This is a genomic window from Pedobacter faecalis (assembly GCF_030182585.1).
In the GTDB taxonomy this organism is placed as follows: Bacteria; Bacteroidota; Bacteroidia; order Sphingobacteriales; family Sphingobacteriaceae; genus Pedobacter; species Pedobacter faecalis.
In genome coordinates this window covers 1,989,269-2,008,106 of sequence record NZ_JARXOW010000001.1, presented here as the reverse complement: position 1 = coordinate 2,008,106, position 18,838 = coordinate 1,989,269, and the positions used below count along the sequence as shown (strand labels likewise).

Here is an 18,838-nt window from a genome sequence, read left to right as displayed (position 1 = left end):
CAAATGAAAATTTATTTTATTGTTTTGTTTTGTCTGTCGATTCAGGTATCACTCGGGCAGAAACGTAAATTGGATAATAATAGTCATCACGACTGGCAGAAGTTAGCGGGGTATGGCATATCAGATAACGGTAAATATATCTGGAATTATATAACAAATGATAAGTCAGGATCGATTTTCAATATCGTCGATAATAACGGTCGAATACTGAAAACTATCCCTAATGCTATGCCTTTTTACCCAGAATCATTTCTTGGGTCCGGAAACGATGTCGCGTTTAAAGTTGGTATTGATAAAATTGGAACTTACGGTATACTCGATGGGCGTATTCGAATATTTAAAAATGTTAAGAATTCGGCGCTAACAGACGATAACCTTATTCTTATCCAAAATAAAAACGACAGTATAATATTGGTAAGTACTGATCGAGTTGAAAAATACATTTGTAAGGCAAATGCGTTTTGGATTTCAAGAAATAGTACAATATTTCTCCAATATAAGGATTCGTTAATCCATTATGATTTAAAGACTGGATTCCGTAGAGTGGTTTATACGGGAAAGCTTTCCGCAGTAAAGCCCGACCCACGAACTGCAGGAGTAGCATTTGTTGGTGAACACACGGGTGTGAAAGCCATCTTCTTTTACGATCGAGGTTTGCCTTCAGCAAAAATGTTATGCGATGAAAAAGATCCTTCTTTAGATGGAAAGTATAAGTTCATTGATAATGAGTTTCAATTCTCACCTGACGGAAGTTACCTGTTTTTTACAGTTGCTGCAGAGTCTAAACCTGCTTATTATCGGCAAATTATTTCAGCAGACTCTGATATAACAACCAGCTCGGTTAATATCTGGAGTTATAAATATGAGTTTATAAAATATAGCCAACCAAAATATGAAAAATTTGACGATAAATTCGTTGCCGCAATTTCAACACATGGTGGCAAACAATTGCAAATAGTAAATGAGGACGGCTTTGAGCAGCGGGGGGTGATAGGGGATGATTGTGTTTTACTGAGGAAAGCGACAAATTGGACTGAGGCATATTATGATGTGCGAAAAACACCTGTATACAAATTATATAATTATAGAACAGGAATATTGAAAGAGTTTGTTCCAAACGTACCTGAGTTGAGATCAGCTGTTTGGGAAATCTCTCCGACTGGGAAATTCGTGATAGGAACTGATACGACCAGAAGAGATTTTTACACTTATGATATAGCACGTGATAAACTGGCCAATACAACAAAGAATATTGACTTGAACTCCGATGTCTGTCAGGTTGTTGGTATTTCCAAACGCTATCGCTTTTATGATCGCATTTTTTGGACTAAGAACGATAAATATTTTTTAATATACGACAAATTTGACATATGGCAGATTGACCCTGAAGGCAAAAGTGAACCTATTAATTTAACTAATGGATATGGTAGGAAGGTGGGGTTGAAATTCTTACTTGCAAACTTTGGTACTAATAGTGTTACCTATGTCGACGGAAGTGAAATCGTGATGAGTTGTACTAATTTAAAAAACATGTACAATGGTCTGTCCACGACACAATTGAGTAAACGAAAAGATCCGGAAATACACTTTTGTGATAATAATCTTTATGCTGAGGATATTGTTAATTTTCCAGTTCTGAAAGCGAGAAAGAGGGATATTTATATTTTTACCAAACAAAGCGCTAGTACTAGTCCAAATCTCCTAATTTCCAAAGGCCTAGGCATCCCACGAATAATAACCAGTATTTGTCCAGAGCAAAAATATAATTGGTTGTCTTCTGAACTCATCACTTACACTATGAATAATGGGGAAACGAATAAGGCGATAGTTTATAAACCAGAAGTTTTTGATCCGGATAAAACGTATCCGATAATTTTCCATTACTATCAAACAAGGCATCAGGAATTGAATTTGTTCAAACCTCCACTTTTAAGTGAAGGGGATCTACAGATTCCGTGGTATGTTAGTAACGGATATATTGTAGTAGTACCTGATATACTAAATGAAAGATTAGGTGATATTAAACTGGGAACGCTTCGTAGTGTTTTAGGTGCAGTAGACTATTTGAAAACCAATAAATGGTTTGACATCAATAACATGGGCCTTCAAGGCCATAGCTTTGGTGGTTATGAAACAAATTTAATTGTTGCTAATTCTGATATATTTAAGGCTGCCCAAGCATCTGCGGGAGTTAGTGATGTGATAAGTCATTTTGGAAGCTTGGCTTTTGGGCTAAGTGCTCAAAATACTTACAATGAAAGAGGCCAGGCAAATTTTGGGGCTAGCTTGTGGGATTGGCAAAGTATGTATATGGCTAATTCACCAGTATTACAGGCTAATCGAATTGTTACTCCTTTGCTATTAATGCATAACAAAGGTGACGATAATGTGCCGTTTCCTCAGGCAATAGAAATGTTTACCGCTTTAAGACGTCTTATGAAACCTGTTTGGCTGCTTGAATATGAAGGTGAAGGGCATATTCTAACTTCAGAAAAAAATAATCTGGATTTTACTATACGCCAGCAACAGTTTTTTGACCATTATCTGAAAGGCTCGGAAGCACCTGGGTGGATGACGCAAGACCTACCCTCAAAATATAAGCCAATAAGTTTGGTATCTCAATAGTTGTTTACCTGAATTAATAAACAGAATACTCACTATAATTTTACAAAATCGCAAAATGAAAGTACTTACAAAAGCGCTTCTAGCGTTAGCTATGCCTTTTTGCATTCAATCTGACAGTCAAGCGCAAAATTGGAAACCAATGACGATCTCGATACCAACTCGCTGGACGAAACAGGTAAATGCAGAAAGCCCGTTGCCTGAATATCCTCGTCCGCAATTAGTGCGGAAGCGATGGCAAAACCTAAATGGGATATGGGAATACGCAATTACAGCAAAAAATGCTGAAAAGCCAATGAAATATGTAAATAAGATACTAGTCCCATATCCTATTGAATCTTCTCTTTCAGGTGTGCAAAGATTCCTCAAACCGGACGAGGCGCTCTGGTATAAGCGAAACATTTCCAAACCGAAATTAAAGCCAAAAGAGAGAGTGATGCTCAATTTTGGAGCAGTGGATTTTGAAGCAACGATATATTTAAATGGGAAGGAAATTGGTAAGCATGTTGGGGGATACCAGAGCTTCTCATTTGATGTGACGAGCGCATTGACGTCAGATGATAATGAGCTAGTAATAAAAGTTTGGGATCCCAGTGATCAGGGTCCCAGCAACCCGCATGGTAAACAAGCATTAAAACCTCAGGGAATAATGTATACTTCAAGCAGCGGGATTTGGCAAACTGTATGGTTAGAAACTGTTCCGGATAAATATGTTGAAAGTTTGAAGATAACCCCGGATGTCGAAAGGGGCGTATTGAATATCGTGGTGAATTCTAATAGTTCAGAGAATGTGAGCATAAGAGTTTTTGACACTACGAAGGAGGTTGCTTTAATGCCTCGGAACGATGCTAACAAGATGATTGAGATTCCTATAAAAAATGCGAAGTTATGGAGTCCGGATGATCCTTTTCTGTATGAGTTAGAAATAACTTTGGGCGAAGATAAAGTTAAATCCTACTTCGGAATGCGAAAAGTGGAAATTAAAAAGGATCCAAAGGGAATTGACCGAATTTATCTTAATGGTAAATATACATATAACCTAGGGACACTTGATCAGGGCTTTTGGCCGGACGGATTGTATACGGCACCAACTGATGAAGCTCTTGCGTTTGATATTATGGCCAATAAAGCTATGGGTTTCAATACTATTAGGAAGCATATCAAAGTAGAACCTGCGAGATGGTATTACCATGCAGATAAACTTGGAATGTTAGTGTGGCAGGATATGGTAAACCCGGGGTTCATAACTGCGGGGCAGAAAGCTCAATTTGAGAAGGAAGTTAGAAAAAACGTTGCTCAGCTTTATAACCATCCCAGCATAATCACTTGGGTATTGTTCAATGAAAAGTGGGGCCAGTATGATCAGGAGCGACTAACAAAGGAGTTGAAGATCCTTGATCCTACAAGACTTGTGAATGGTCATAGTGGTGAAATGCTCTATGTAAATGACAAACTGAAAAGCCCTAGTCCAAATGCGTGGGTTGGGGCCGACATGACTGATGTGCATGCTTATCCAAACCCTGGTCACATTAAGTTTGAAAAAGGTAAAGCAGCAGTCCTCGGAGAATTTGGTGGTATCGGTGTGCCTATAGAAGGGCATCTATGGGATGACTTGAAAGCAGGCTGGGGGTATGATGGGGTTGTAACACCTGCTATTTTGCAGAAACAATATGCTAACATGGTTGATTCATTGAGAAAATTTGAAGCACAGGGTTTGACAGCTAGTATCTACACTCAGCCGTTTGACGTGGAAACGGAACAAAATGGACTTATAACTTATGATCGTGAGGTAATCAAGTTACCAATAGATAAAATCAGAGAAATCCACTCTACGCTTTGGCCGATTACCAAAAATTTTAAGGGTGCTACGAAAGGTTTTTCCGCGATAGTTGCTATTCCGACAAATACGGACTACAACGTCCGGCTTGATGAATACAATAAGGGCAAAAGAGATATGAGCTTTTTGCGCAATCTCTGCCTTATGGCAAAAAGTCAAAAGGATACCGTTAATGCAAGAAACATTGCTAATCATTACATAAACAGTCTTGATAGTTCGGAATATGAAAGTAAAATAAACTTCATAGAGCAATTCACCAATAGCATAAGTGACCCTGGTTTCTTGATAATAAGAAAATGGCTTTCTAAGAATCTGGGTAGTACTCAGTTCGCGGCGATAAGCCACAAATTCCAAAATATCCTTTTTAAGGACCTTATCATTACGTATTTAGGAGATTCTCCAAATTGGGAAGAAATTGAAAAACTGATAACCAGTAGTAAACCTCTTGATTGTGAAGTAATTCGGTCAATGTGTGTAGATTACTATCTAAGGCGGTTAGCGCCTGGGCAGCTGATTGTTTTGAGAAATCTAATAGATGCCGCTACTATGTATGATGAAGCATATAATAAGGGTAGATATAACGCTTGGGCATGGGAGATTTTCAATAGTGCCAAGGAAAAGTATGCTTTAGAAAAGGCCTTGATCTGGGCAAAGAAGGGCATAGACACTGAGCATGATCCAATAGATAAGGCTGCTGCTACAGATACATTTGCCAACTTACTTTATAAATTAGGTCGAACATCAGAGGCATTGTTATGGCAAGAGAAAGCAGTTGCGGGTAATCCCGATGCTGAAGATATTAAGATGAATTATGAAAGAATGAAGGCGGGCGCTAAGACTTGGCCTGAAGTGGAATAATATATTCAAAATCAAGAAAATAACAATATAATTTTACAGTCATCTGTAATTATAATATTGCTTTTGTTTTGCACAGCAGCCAAAACCGATTACATTATTCAGGATGTCAAGGGGCGAAGGCAAAAAGATGCTTTGTAAGTGGTTTGGCGAAAAAGCTACTAAGACCGTGTACCAGATTTTCTTGGCAGCAGGTCGAACTCTTACAAGAACATTGCAATTAATTGAAGGAGGGATATGCTTGTCGCTTTGAAAGATAAAGCATTGATCCGGACAATATGCTATTATCCTTCAACTCATGATTGACTAAGTAAGCGATTTAGCAGACCGATGTAGGGCATTTTGATCAGTCGCTATGCTTACGCGGATCTGCTTTCTCCGAACGCTGATAACGATGAGCAGGGCGAGTATCGCATTCGGTTATACGTAGTCATTCCTTTTGGATCGGCATGAGCTATTAGGTCGCTGGTGATGCTTATTTAATGTGTAATTAATAAATTAAAAATATGTCCCTTAATGAAAAACGAAAACTCAAATTACGATCAATATTTGCATCACTAACTTATTAACGTAAATAAATAATAATGATGAGCACGATTGATTATCGTAATGCAAGCTTCAAGGATTTTGAAGATATAGAGGGACATGGGCCTTATGAAAAGGCCAAAGAATTTGAAAATTATATTGATGATTGGAATAGCCGAGGGCACTGGAACTACAGGCAGGAATCTTTGAATGGCTGCGCACCCGAAGTTGAGCTTAACCTGCCTGGCAGTTCCGGTAAAACTTATGTAGCCATGGTATTTAACGACTACCTGGGCTTCGCGCAGCACGCGGCTCTGAAGCAGACGGCTATTGATGCGATTGTTAGGTACGGCGTTGGCGCCGCGGCCAGCCCGGCTATCGGCGGCCACATGACTTATCACCGGCTGATCGAAGAAAAGATCGCAGCGTTTTTTAAACGAGAGGCTGCTTTATTGTTTACGACCGGGTATACAGCGAATGTATCGACGATGCATGCCGTAATGAAGAAATCGGATCTGGTGATTGCGGATATGAGTGTTCATGCGAGCATGTATGATGGGTTTTCAGGCACGAATGTTCGGCGGTTTCTGCACAATAACATGGAGCATTTGCGGAAGCTGCTTAAGGAGGCGGTTGGTAAGTTCAGAACGATTATGGTGGTGGTTGACGGAGTGTACAGCCAGCCCGCAGACCTGGCACCGCTGTCTGAGATTGTGGCTTTATGCAAGGAGTTTGGTGCTTTGCTGGCTATGGATGATGCGCATGGTGTGGGCGTGGTTGGAGAGACTGGTCGCGGTGTTCTGGAGCAGCATAATGCTTATAACGATGTTGACCTGATTACGGGCACATTCAGCAAGACATTTGCGCATTTGGGTGGATATGTGGTGGGAAGTCGCGCGATGATTAATTACCTGAAGTTCCATGCTCGTCAGCATATCTTCTCGGTGTCTGGTACTCCGGCTTCTGCTTGTATCCTGAAAGCTATTGATCTGATAGACGAAGAGCCACAGTGGAGGAAAAGGCTTTGGCGGAATATTGATTATCTGAAAAAGGGACTGAATGAGCTGGGTTTGAATACGGGTAATTCTGCTTCGGCTATAGTGCCGGTGTTGACAGGCAATGCTGGTGTCAATGCTGAGGTGTGCCGGTTGCTTATGGAGGCGGGGGTTTATGCGAACCAGGTTGGCTACCCCGCGGTATCCAAAAAGGATGCGCGGATACGGATGAGCGTGATGGCTACGCATACGCAGGAGCATCTGGACAAGGTGCTGAATGCCTGGGAGTGGGTAAAGGTGAAAGCGCAGATTAAGAATTTTGAATAGGGTTATTTACTGTGACAAGAAAAAAATTAAACAAAGTGAGAGATAAAGATAGAACGAAGGCTCTGCTGCTTGAAGCAGCATCGAGAATAGTGAAAGAAAAAGGGTTTGAGGCGTTGAATGCGAGTGCCATTGGGCGGGAAGCTGGAAGGGCGCCTACGGCGGTGAACCAGGCTTTCGGGTCTTTTAGGGCATTGATGCAGACTTATGTAGAAGGGAAGGATCATTGGCGGTTGTTGTTTGAGGGGGTTGGTGAGGTTTCGGGGGCTGCGGTTGGTTCTGGTGTTTCGGCTGGCGCGGGTTTGGATGTTGATGCGGCGGGATTGAAGGACTTGTTTGTGCGGCTGATGCAGGATAATTTGAAAGTGTTTTGGGAGGATCCGGAGATGCAGGTGTTGATAGCGCGGCAAATGACAGTTAAAGATAAGTTGATGCGTGCGGTGTCTGATAAAAGGGAGTTGGAGGCTCGTCGGCTGTTGGCTTTGACAGACAAGTACTTCGCCGGAACGGATGTGAGCTTTAAGTCTGTGCTTGCTGTGGTGTTGTATGGCTGCTATGGTTTAGTGCTTCACGCACATAATAACGGCAGTACAGTAAGTGGTATAGATATCAACAATGATAGAGAGTTTGAAGTATTGAACAAAACTATAGAGCAGATTTTGGGCTGGGCATGGGAGGCAGTTGGTGAAGGTGATGGCTTCGTTGTGGCTGGGTCTGGGGATGAGGTGTTAAATCCTGGTGCGGTAGTACCGGCATCAGAGATCGAGTCGCAGTTTCCGTTGTATTGGGATATGTGGAGCCGGATCAACTATAGTTTACGCGGGGCGGGTGCATCTCCGGAGCTGGTTAACCTGGCGGGTATTCCTTTCCGGAAGTTTAAAGTAAACGCAGATGTTCGTTGGAGTGACTACCATTATCTGATCGTGTATAATGAGGCCTTGGTTCGCCTCGTAGAGGATGGGTTTGGTGAACGTGGCTTTGGTGTGGAGGCGATTGATGTAGACAGCTTATTGAGGCTTTATTTGGTGGGCTTGGGTTTCAATAGTGTGCGCTTTGCGGCCTATTATGTAGAGTATTTGCAGGGCTTGGTCGCTGGGTTGGATGTAGCTGATCGCGTTAGGGTGCTGCGGGAGCAGTGGGAGCAGATTGCTCGTGCGGAATTGATGACGGAGCTGCGGTATAATAGATACCGGCCTTCGGTGGATGCTTCGCTGCTGGAATGGATTGATGAAAAGTTGGCGCTCTTGGCTGAGGGGACTGGAGCCTAAAGTATTTGGCTGGTTTCTGCTAAGTCCGCCTTTTTGGGGGGCGGACATTCTAACAAATTTTCATGGAAAATAACGAGGAGGTGCTGGATCAGCTGCATGCGCTGGCTATTGACCAGCGGAAGGTGCTGAAGGGACAGCGGCAGCTTCTGGAATTGCATGGTTCGCTGCGCGATGAACTGCGGCTGGATGTGGAGGCGCTCCGGGCCTGGCAAAGGGAGGTTTCAGATTGTTTAGCCCGGCTTGGCAAGGGACAGTTGAAGCTGGTGGCGGCTTTGGATGCTTCGGCAGCGGATCAGGAGGAGATATGGCTGACCAGGGATGCGGTGATGGAGATGCTTTGCATTGGCGTGAGGACTTTTTATAGGAGGAGGAAGACGGATGGCTGGGTGGTGAGGAAGAGTGGGAGGCAGGAGTATTATTTGAAGAGTTCGGTGTTGAGGTGAGGGGGGATGCCGCATGCGTCAGTATTTTGATGGTTAACTTCGGGATCTTAATCCAAAATATTGATATGGCGATCCTAAGATTTTCTACTGGTGAAGGGACAAACACTCATGTTTATTTGCCAGAGGGTTGTGAGCAGGTGGATCCTTTTTCCAACTATATTGAAAATATCGTGCATTTCGATATGAACCTTATTAGTGCATTTTAGTAGAGAATTGTCAAGTGCTCCATTTTCGCAAAGACAGGCTTTGCTATATAGGCTTAAGGAGATGGCCGCAGACGAAAATTTATTAAGAAGATCTGATCTCAAGAGACTCGGCTCTGCAGCCCGAGCTTGTGCAACTCTTGGTTGAGAAAAAGAAAAAGCAGCAGCAAAAAGCAGATTAAAAATACAAACTATCTGCGGATGATCTATATGCGCTACTACGCTTGGCATAAGCACAAAATGGCCTATAGTGCTTTTGCTGTCGACTATTCGCCTAGGGAGTTTGACCACAAAATATATCCAGCTCAATCAAAAAAAATGATGATGGTAAAATTGAGTATCAAGGCCCGACGGATATAACGGAAATGAAATGGAAGCAGCACTAAGCGAGCGCAACCGGCAATCACCGAATTCATTGGGGATGGTTCTTCTTGTATAACTTTCGTACACCGTGAATAGATGGTACTATAACCATGATTTTATTTAAAAATATTTCATGTTGATACGTTGGTTCTGCAACAGTAGGATGCTATGTGAATTCTCCTTTATCATTATCTTTAGCTTACATTATCAAACATGGTAGCTAAGAAATTCAGACAAAATCTGGTAGTGGTATATATGACCAATCCCGCAAACTTTCAAATACCCATCCAAAACATCATCAGGCATCTGGCATGGCTTTACCATTTGGAGTATTCTATTGTTGATGGAAATGAAGTTTTTCCAGAGGGCGCTGTTGATCGTCCCTGTGATATGATTTATCTGCGTTCCACTAAACACACAAGTATTACATCAAAAGGCTTCCAGCAATTGGTAAACAGTATGTTTGATCAAGGCGCTTTGTTTGGTTGTGTTGACATTTTTTTCCAATTACAGAAAAAGCTTAAGGATTATCCGTTTCCAAATGTGTTTATCAGGCCGTTAAACTACCCTTATTCCAATGTCTATAATGGCAGAGAGGGAAAATTGTATATAGATCCACAAGCGCTAAAGGATCTGAATGTTGAGGATTCTTTTGTTAATTGATTACTTCTGTTGCCAGCCGGATATAAGGTCTTCCATAAACTATGGCAAATTAGAATCACGTTCATAATCCGATCGTTTTTCCTTTAACAGGAGTTACACTGAATTTTAAATCTAATATATCAAGTTTAGATTAGTTAATCTGAACGTCATCGCCGGTATACTAACGTTGAATATCCTCGCAAGTTCACTAATAACGTCTGATTCGGAAAGATTTTTGAGCATTGGACTGGTGATTTCTTCCAAAACAAACTCCTTTGGCATTAATAAAGATGCGGCAAAAGCATTGGCCTCCTGTTCCTGCTTCAGTTCTAGCTCTGAATATGATTTGTTACTTCTATATTTTACAATAAAGTCTTTATCAACAAATACGGTATCCGCACCATCATTGCGATGGAGTACAAAATGACCAAGTTCATGGGCAATTGTGAAACGCCTCCTTTGCTCACCTTGGTGGGGGCTGTAAGCAATTATACCAGTCTCTCCCTGAGCGACCAGCAAACCTGTTACATCTTCTCCTAAATCAGTTTTCTCTACAGTAACTCCACAACGACGTGCAATCAAATCAACATCTACAGGAGCTTTGGTAATGTTTGCGCTCGTCACAATTTGAAAGGTAAGGTCAGCTACCTGCCTTAGCTTAAGCCCTGAAATTGGTCTAGACATATTAACTATTGTTTTTCATCCTGGATAAGATATAATTCGTCACTTTTTCTGCAGAATCTGTACCCGGGTCTGTTTCCTTTTTTATCTTATTCAAAATAGCAGAATTGATACTATTCTCAATTGATTGTGGCACAAGATCATTCATGGATACATTAAGCGCCTCGCAGATATCTATTAAAACATGTAGGGGGACTCTTTGTTTGCCTGCTTCTATATTGACAAGAGATACGCGGGAAATCCCAAGAGTGTTTGCTAAAACGTCTTGATTCATTTCCTGAACCTTTCGAGCCTCCTTAATACGTTCGCCAATTCGTTCGTAGAATTCTGTTTGTTGCTCTTTATCAAGCATATAAATTTAATAGTGTATTCAAAATTAATCAAAATTTTTGTGTAAACAAATATTACACAAAAAAAAGTAAGATTTATTTTGAGATTGACAATTTTACCATATATTTGTAAATAATAAAACCAGACTACTATCAAGGCGCCTGGTTCTAAAGTTGTAATGCCAAGGCAGATTAGCTCATCTGCTGGCCGTGTATTTTGTTTTCCAACTCAAATATAAGGCGCCGCATCGATAACTCCAAGAATCTAAACGCTTTTTTTAACCTTGATAGGTGGTGCATTTTAAAATTTAAAGCGAGCTATAGGTTTCACACGTCAAAATTCCCTATTGAAATCAACCGATCTCATTTTGAGATCATGTGCTAAGTTTTGCAATAAATTTTAGAATTAAAAAAATGAAAAACATTAATAATACTTCAGAAACAACTAACAGAGAACCACTTCCATTTACGGTTAATGGTAAATTATATCATTGGTCGAAACAGTTTATTTACCAAGCGGAGATCCGTGAACTCGTTGGTGCACCACAAGATTCCTTAGAGTCAAAACTGTACCTTGCAATTCAAAGACCTTGGGAAGACGAACTTATAGAAGAGAATCCCGTAAACCTTGCTCGTCCTGAAATTGAACATTTTTATTTTAAAAATGTGTTGTTGTTGACCATTAACGGAAAAGAGTTCGTATGGGAGAAACAATATATAACAGGGAAGGAAATCAAAGTGCTTGGGGGAATCAGTTTGGAAGATGAGCTCTACTTATCCATTCGAAAACCATGGGAAGATGAACTTGTTGAAAATGATGAACAAATCAATCTTGCACGTCCGGGAATTGAACATTTTGTTTCAAAAACAAGAAAACATGTTAAGCTCATCATCCAGACTCCAAAAGGAAAATGGGAGAATGCTTTCAATGTTGAGATTTCTGTACAGGATCTGATACATTTGGTCCTAGGACATTTCCAATTTGCTGCTGACGGCAACTATGAGTTAAAAATCAAGGGCACTACTGAGACGCTCGAGAAGGCTCGGACAATTGGAAGCTACAATTTTCCTAATGGCCAGGTATTGGTATTTACTGATTTAGGAAAAGGAGCATGAGTGTCCCAAGCTATATTTCAACTGCAACTGTTGCAGTTGAAATAGAAGCTTGTCAGGATAACTGTAAAGATTATAACTGGTTGATCTCACCTATAGATGAGGTCAACCAGTTGTTTACAGTTTTTATGACATCTTCTATTGACGGTGAAACATATATCATAGAGTTTAAGTTCGATAACTATCCTGAAAGCCCATATCTCATCGACTTTAGATGTCCTAAATCAGGTCATACAGGAATTTCTGCGGCTTATCCGAAGTTTAGTGGAGATAGCTTCTTCAACCAAACAAACGGTCAGGGTGTAATTTGTCATCCCTGTTCAAGGAAGGCTTATGCAGGTTATACTGGTATACATACGGATTGGCAGGCACCTAATTGGAGAGCAATTGCAGGTGGGTTGATAAATTTAAACGCAATTCTGGATACTATTTACACAAGAATTTCAAACAAAACCTATTACGATGGCAGGATGGTTTGACTGGATACTTAAAAGGCCTACTGGCTTTTATCCCAATGATAATAAACAATATTATGTAGACTCACAGGTTTTGGATTTCACCCATCGGGTTCTACAAGATTACGGAAATAAAAAACCTAGCTGTGAAGGACTAATATATTGGGCTGGTCGAATCGAAGGCAATAAGCACTTTATTACTCACGCTATCGCGCCCAAGACGAAGGCTTCCCGATACGGGATATTAACTACCCATGAATCCAACGCATTGGTGGTTGAATACTTATGTGATAATGATCTCGTTTACATATCACAGGTGCATACGCACCCAGGGAAGTGGGTTGATCATTCGGACGTGGATAATGAAGAGACAGCCTTTCGATCGGATGGCTTCCTTTCTATTGTCGTTCCCTTCTTTTCAAGGAATGGCATTTTGCCCTGGAAACAATGTGGTATACACCTCTTTGTGAATGATGAATTTCAAAGGCTAGGCGACAAGTATGTATCAAGGCGGTTTATCCCAAAAAAACTGAATAGAGATAAAATGGTGTTTAAAGATTTTCGAAATGAAAGAGGAGTGGTATAGCGAAAGAAACAAGAGGACAGACTCATTTACTGAAACAAATCCCGACTGTCACAATGTTAAAATTAAGGTGATTGTGACGTTAAATACCTCCGAATATGTAACGCAGGTTATGTTAACTGTATTGGTTAACATACTAGCTCGGTGGTGCCATACCATCCAAATTATTTGCGATGATTCTTCCAGCATAATTACACCTTCTAAGTCCGGTACTATATTGAATAATCTAAGGGAAATGCTTACGGGTATCGACCCTCACGGAGAGTTCTATTTCAATGGTCAACCCGCTTTTGAAGAAGATATTTTGATTTCTATTGGTTCACCAGGTAGTAATACTAAGAGTCCTTTTGTAGCTATTGATGCTAATGGATGGGTTGCTAGCTGCGCTTTCAATAATTATGCGGGATGTGATTCTCCGATAAAAGACACAAAAAATCCGTTAGGTGCTGCATTTGCAGCATGCCTGGGAAATGCTGAGTTGTTTCGATGGGCTAATAACATAAGTTCAGGAAATTATTGCCAATGGTATGATCTGTATTCAATGTCAGTAGAAGATAAGGTTATCGCTAACCCAGAGTTACTGACTGATTTAGACCTTGGAAGAGTTCATGTACTGGGGTGCGGCGCTATCGGATCTTCCTTTGCTTACCTCATGGGGCTTGTGGATTTTAGTGGTGAAATACTCTTTATCGACGCTGACGCAGGTGTGGAAATTCATAATACCAGCAGCTCTTTGCTATTTGCAGCTACAGATTGCGATGGGCGGACCAAAACCGAAATCTGCAAATCCTACCTTTTGGATTCGAAATATGTGGTTGAAACTTTTGATGGTGATTATAAAAACTTTAATTATAACCACCACAGTAAAACGCAATCTGCTGACGTGATTATGTGTTTTGCTAATGACTTCGATATCTGGTCTACTGTACAAAACCTCTATCCGCCACTTGTATTCCATGCTACTACAAGCCGATCCTGGGGAATAAATGTGGGTCGTCATATTCCGTTAAAGGATAATTGCATAATGTGTACTTTTAAGGATTTGGCCAGAGTCGTATTCGTGCCAAAATGTGCGGAGGTAGATCTGCCCCAACGTCCAATAAAAGAAGGAAGTGGAAATGATGAGCCCCATGCCAGCATTTTGCCTTTTTTATCACCATCTGCCGCCATCATTGCGTTTAGTCAATTGATCAAATTAAATCAGGGGAAAGTTGTTGAAGAAAATTCAACGCAGTTTAATATGTCAAGTAGCGGCGGGATTTTTATAGAGGATCAGCAAAAATCTCTTAATTGCGATATATGCCGTTCCCAAATCCCAAGCCTTTACAACAACTTAAATATCCGACTGGCCTACTGATATATTAACTTTTAGAAAGGCATCGATCATTATAAACAGATTCGATGCCTTTTGTATTACAAAATATGTTTTCTACATTAGTAGAATGTGCCAACTTTGTGTTTCAAGTATATACAAAAATGCAAGAGGAGAATAAATTAGAGTTTATTATAAAAACCGACTCTTCCAAGCAAAAAGTTGATTTGGACGGTATGTCGCTGGAAGCTGCAAAGGCATTTTCGGTGTTGTTCAGTTCTGTCGTAAATATCATCAGATTAAATGACGATAGGGAGGGGATCAAAATAAATATAAAGTCGGGCTCGCTTGTGTTAGAGGCGACAGGGACTGAAGAACAAATAGAAAATATACAGGAGGATTTGACTGCGATCATTAGTAGCAAATCCGACAATAAAGCGCTTGTTAAAGAATGGCGAACAATACAAGAGCTTTTTAAAGCGAATGGCCTAGCTTACGAGGCGAACATATATACCGGAAAGAACATTCACTCTGTCTTTGAAGCTTTAAAAACCGGCAAGAAATTAAGGGCTAAACCGAAATTTATTACGCTCAAGTCGTCGTTGGTCTTTATGACTGGCAAGCTTATAGCTGTGGGTGGTTCCAATCCAAATATCCATCTTGAACAAACTAATGGGAACAGGATAACAATAGGTTGTACTGAAACGAATGCTAAAAAAGCTAACCGGTTTTTATATGAAAAAATTCGGATTAGTTGCTGGCTAAAAAAAGGCGGAGACGAAGAAAAGTATGAGCTATGTGATTCTTATTGGAACGATCAGCAATATGATATACTAAATAGGTTCTTGACTAAATTTATGTCTATAACTAACGAAATTGATCAATTGAAATTTATCCACTACACTTCTAGGGACTATTTAGATATAAAGGATTATGGTAGCTTTAGAAAGTTTCTACGCTTGTTTATCCATGAAAGTACAGACGTTAATATTTTAAAAACCATTTTAATAGTTAGTCAGGCATTCAAAGATCATGAACAACTGAAGGAGATGAGGAATGATATCAAAATTCTGTTTGAGAAAAAAATAAGGGAGTATAATCGAAAAAAGCAGTCAATTAAGTGATAACAAAAGAAGAACTTACCAATCGCCTAAGACATTGCGACGAAACCGATCTTGAAGAAAACATGGTTGGAGCCGCGATTTTAATAAATCCGGATGGAACACAGCATGCCGCAATCTTTTTAAGATATAACAGCGAATCAAAACTGTTTCATTTCACCGGCAAATCTGTAATTATTGAAGATGTCTCCGGAATGGAAGATTATTATCTCAAAAGCTTAGATTTTTTGCCGGCGATATTGCTGCCAGCTTTTATGGCACAATCGGAACTTATTTTGGAAAAAGCGCAGCCTGAATTTGGGTACTTTTACGAAGGCTCTCTTTATGATACAAATGGCGATTTTGTAAGTCCAGGCGCATCACCACAGTATATGACATGTGTTGGTTTTTGTTTGAATGTTATTAAAGGATTTTTAAGTGATCAAGACTTTTTTCAATATGAGGATTGGGATGAAAAGTCTTTGATTGGTAAGATGGAACATGTAGAGTCCTTTCTATCAAGGGTTAATGAATCGTATCCAGACATTAAGTTAGAGGATTTTAAAGTGAATTTAAGGCGGATATTACCTATAGAATACGTTGCAGGGGCATTTAGTAGGGATCTTCCAGTAAGAAAAGCTTTTACAGATTCGATAGTTGAAGACCTTCAGAAATCATTGGATGAAAAAAAGGTAGCTTAATTTACTGGAAAATGCACAGTATAAAGGCTGCTAAGTATATTGCAGGCGCTACCCATTTAATTTTAAATCCATTTCTCTGAGCTAGGCTTTTTCGGAAAATCTTTCATGGGGTAACGTTCTCCAACGATTTACTGCCATGGTCAAAGCATACATACCATAAACCGGTTTCGTTATGTGAATGCCGATAAAAAAGTCTGGGTCAAAATCCTTGTGCATTCTGCTGATGGAAATGTACTCATAACGCTTTCGGTCAATTGTTTTAATAGTCCGCTGTATAGTACACGAGTATTCCGTAGAAAGTGATTCTTCGTCACTTTTGGTGACGGATTTACAGACTGGGATGAGCTTAAAGCGTGTGTTATACACTCGAGCTGCTGTTAATATGAGATAATTTTGTCAAATATTTTTCCCATCTTTCATTATAATTAATGCTATGGCTAATAAAAATCCTCTTATAGACTTCAAAATTATTGCAATTAAACCACTTAAAAATTGCCGTGAGGATTTATTAAAAGTTTTAGGTGACGATCACCCATACTATTTTTACAACGATTACAAGCTCGATGACAACGATAATTTTACCTACACACAAAGCTATCCAAGTTGTCTATACGATTATGGTAATCTAAAGATCAATGTCTGTGCGGTAGCAGGCAAAAACGGATCTGGGAAAAGTACAGTAAGCGACCTCATACTTATGGCGATCAATAACATTGCCTGTCATTTTGGAATGAAAGAGGATTTGAAGCCGGTCCAGGGCCTCAGAGTCGCGCTGTATGTCAAGTTTGAAACTTTGCACAAAATCGTTGTTGAAAATGAAATAATATCTGTTTTTGACTATGATGAAAGCGGCAGGCTGTTGCCTGAGAACTCCATAGTCGAAGGCAAATTTAATCGATCTTCGATGTTCTATTCCATCTGCATTAATTACTCACATTATGCTTACAACTCTGCAGACTACATTAGCACAGGGCAAGAGGACTGGCTAAGTGCACTTTTTCATAAGAACGATGCCTATCAAACGCCTTTAGTTATCAATCCTTGGCGTGATGAAGGAAATATCATCATCAATCGGGAAAATGAACTCGTGAAGTCTAGACTTGTAGCAAACCTTCTTCGGAGTTCTGGGGACAAAAGTTACGATTTTAGAAATGTCACGGAAAACCACAGAGCCAAGAGATTGATATTGACGGCTAACAGTGATCAATTTTATAGAAAAGAACTTTACAAAATTTCTAAAACTGACAAAAAAGGTATTACGACAACTGAAATAGTTGACTTTGATTATCTGTTGAACAATAAAAAGATAGACACACACGACGTGTTACAAAAGATCAATAAGGTATTTGAGTTTGGTTATAATGAAAAGAAAAATGATCAAATACAGGAACTCGATCTGTTTGCTATGCATTACCTAGTTAGAAAGCTTATAACTGTTTCCATAAAATATGAAGAGTACAATGGTTACTACATTGTGGAGAATCACAACTTCAGCAAAGATCTCAGTAAGTTTATTAATCTACTGATAAAGGATTCAAGCCATATAGCCTTTAAGTTCAAGCAAACTCTTAATTATCTGCGACACAAACATATTCCTTTGGAGGAAAAAGATCAGACACTAGATAATATTTCTAGCCTGATCCAGCAAGTTATTGCAAAAAAGCAGACACATAAGGATAAGCTCATTGAACTAATTCCGCCTCCAATATTTACTATTGATATAATTTTAGAGACGATAAAAGATAAAAAAGAAGAAATCGCTTTTAGACTGCTAAGTTCCGGGGAAAAGCAAATGGTCTATTCTATGAACTCCATGTTATATCATCTTGTAAATCTTGATTCTGTACGGGTTACTACGAAAAAGAAAGTTAAATATAAATGTGTGCAAATAATTTTAGAAGAGATTGAACTATACTTTCATCCGGAATTGCAAAGAAAATATGTCAATTTTCTACGGCGAAGCATTATAAACCTACGACTAAATTCCATCAAAAACGTCAGTATTTGCTTTGTCACCCATTCACCATTTATCCTTTCCGATATTCCAAATTCAAATATCATGTTCTTGGCACTTGAAGGTGGAAGCGCTATACGCGTGAACAAGCAGCAGAAAACTTTCGCTGCAAACATACATAACCTTTTGGCAACTGGATTTTTTATGAACGAAGGGCTTTGCGGCGAGTTTGCCATTGATCAGATCAATAATACAGTTGTTTATCTCAACAATGCAATTAGGTTGAATGAAGTTCGACGGAGTCTTGAACTGGATAAGAAAAACTATGAGCTTTTAAAAGAGAAAGAAGTGTTGGAAGCTGAACTGAGTAGAGAAAAAAAGGAAGACCATGCTTTACTTATCCGAAATGTTGCGGAACCTGTCCTTGCCTCTAAGCTTATCGAGATGTATGATGAAGCTTTTTATAATCCAGAAAAAGAAAACATACGTGAACAAATTGCCTCACTTCGTGAGCAATTGCTTAATATCTAATT

15 protein-coding genes are annotated in these 18,838 nt (G+C 39.7%); 13 read left to right on the top strand and 2 right to left on the bottom strand.

The genetic code is table 11. From position 1 onward, the window contains the following. Positions 1–3: 3 nt before the first annotated feature. The 6 genes from QEP07_RS09100 (at position 4) to QEP07_RS09075 (ending at position 10,098) form a co-directional block, all read left to right on the top strand. Positions 4–2,625 (top strand): alpha/beta hydrolase family protein, encoded by a 2,622-nt coding sequence (locus QEP07_RS09100; protein ID WP_285009641.1) that lies wholly within the window; start codon positions 4–6, stop codon positions 2,623–2,625. Positions 2,626–2,680: 55 nt separating this feature from the next. After that, complete coding sequence (locus tag QEP07_RS09095; RefSeq protein ID WP_285009638.1) at positions 2,681–5,317, top strand: glycosyl hydrolase 2 galactose-binding domain-containing protein; 2,637 nt, start codon at positions 2,681–2,683, stop codon at positions 5,315–5,317. A 581-nt stretch (positions 5,318–5,898) separates the two neighbouring features. Then, entirely contained in the window at positions 5,899–7,161 is a 1,263-nt protein-coding gene (locus tag QEP07_RS09090) for an aminotransferase class I/II-fold pyridoxal phosphate-dependent enzyme (RefSeq protein WP_285009636.1), read from the top strand. Between the two features lie 35 nt (positions 7,162–7,196). Beyond that, positions 7,197–8,426 (top strand): TetR/AcrR family transcriptional regulator, encoded by a 1,230-nt coding sequence (locus QEP07_RS09085; RefSeq protein ID WP_285009635.1) that lies wholly within the window; start codon positions 7,197–7,199, stop codon positions 8,424–8,426. A gap of 62 nt (positions 8,427–8,488) precedes the next feature. After that, positions 8,489–8,869, top strand: coding sequence for a hypothetical protein (locus tag QEP07_RS09080; RefSeq protein ID WP_285009633.1), 381 nt, complete (start codon positions 8,489–8,491; stop codon positions 8,867–8,869). Positions 8,870–9,648: 779 nt separating this feature from the next. Beyond that, positions 9,649–10,098, top strand: a complete 450-nt coding sequence (locus QEP07_RS09075) for a hypothetical protein (protein WP_285009630.1) — start codon at positions 9,649–9,651, stop codon at positions 10,096–10,098. Positions 10,099–10,209: 111 nt separating this feature from the next. Here QEP07_RS09075 and QEP07_RS09070 read toward each other — a convergent pair whose 3' ends face one another. Together QEP07_RS09070 and QEP07_RS09065 are read right to left on the bottom strand one after the other, a co-directional pair. Beyond that, on the bottom strand, positions 10,210–10,761 hold the full coding sequence (locus QEP07_RS09070; RefSeq protein WP_285009628.1) for an ImmA/IrrE family metallo-endopeptidase: 552 nt from the start codon (positions 10,759–10,761) through the stop codon (positions 10,210–10,212). Between the two features lies 1 nt (position 10,762). Next, positions 10,763–11,110 (bottom strand): helix-turn-helix domain-containing protein, encoded by a 348-nt coding sequence (locus QEP07_RS09065; RefSeq protein WP_285009626.1) that lies wholly within the window; start codon positions 11,108–11,110, stop codon positions 10,763–10,765. 391 nt (positions 11,111–11,501) lie between these two features. Here QEP07_RS09065 and QEP07_RS09060 point away from each other — a divergent pair, with 391 nt between their 5' ends. The 7 genes from QEP07_RS09060 to QEP07_RS09030 all read left to right on the top strand — a co-directional run bounded on the left by QEP07_RS09060 (position 11,502) and on the right by QEP07_RS09030 (position 18,836). Continuing rightward, entirely contained in the window at positions 11,502–12,203 is a 702-nt protein-coding gene (locus tag QEP07_RS09060) for a multiubiquitin domain-containing protein (protein WP_285009625.1), read from the top strand. Beyond that, a complete protein-coding gene (locus QEP07_RS09055) occupies positions 12,200–12,679 on the top strand; it encodes a hypothetical protein (RefSeq protein ID WP_285009623.1) in 480 nt (159 codons plus the stop codon). Before QEP07_RS09060 ends, QEP07_RS09055 begins: the two co-directional genes overlap by 4 nt. Beyond that, positions 12,663–13,241: a hypothetical protein gene (locus QEP07_RS09050; RefSeq protein ID WP_285009622.1), complete on the top strand. Its 579-nt coding sequence runs from the start codon at positions 12,663–12,665 to the stop codon at positions 13,239–13,241. Before QEP07_RS09055 ends, QEP07_RS09050 begins: the two co-directional genes overlap by 17 nt. Beyond that, the gene (locus QEP07_RS09045) at positions 13,222–14,595 is read left to right on the top strand and encodes a ThiF family adenylyltransferase (protein WP_285009621.1); all 1,374 of its coding nucleotides are present in this window, start codon (positions 13,222–13,224) and stop codon (positions 14,593–14,595) included. The genes QEP07_RS09050 and QEP07_RS09045 overlap by 20 nt, the downstream gene beginning before the upstream one ends. A gap of 44 nt (positions 14,596–14,639) precedes the next feature. Continuing rightward, entirely contained in the window at positions 14,640–15,674 is a 1,035-nt protein-coding gene (locus tag QEP07_RS09040; RefSeq protein WP_285009619.1) for a hypothetical protein, read from the top strand. Continuing rightward, on the top strand, positions 15,671–16,351 hold the full coding sequence (locus tag QEP07_RS09035) for a hypothetical protein (protein ID WP_285009617.1): 681 nt from the start codon (positions 15,671–15,673) through the stop codon (positions 16,349–16,351). Before QEP07_RS09040 ends, QEP07_RS09035 begins: the two co-directional genes overlap by 4 nt. 433 nt (positions 16,352–16,784) lie before the next feature. Further along, the gene (locus tag QEP07_RS09030) at positions 16,785–18,836 is read left to right on the top strand and encodes an ATP-binding protein (RefSeq protein ID WP_285009616.1); all 2,052 of its coding nucleotides are present in this window, start codon (positions 16,785–16,787) and stop codon (positions 18,834–18,836) included. Positions 18,837–18,838 lie beyond the last annotated feature (2 nt).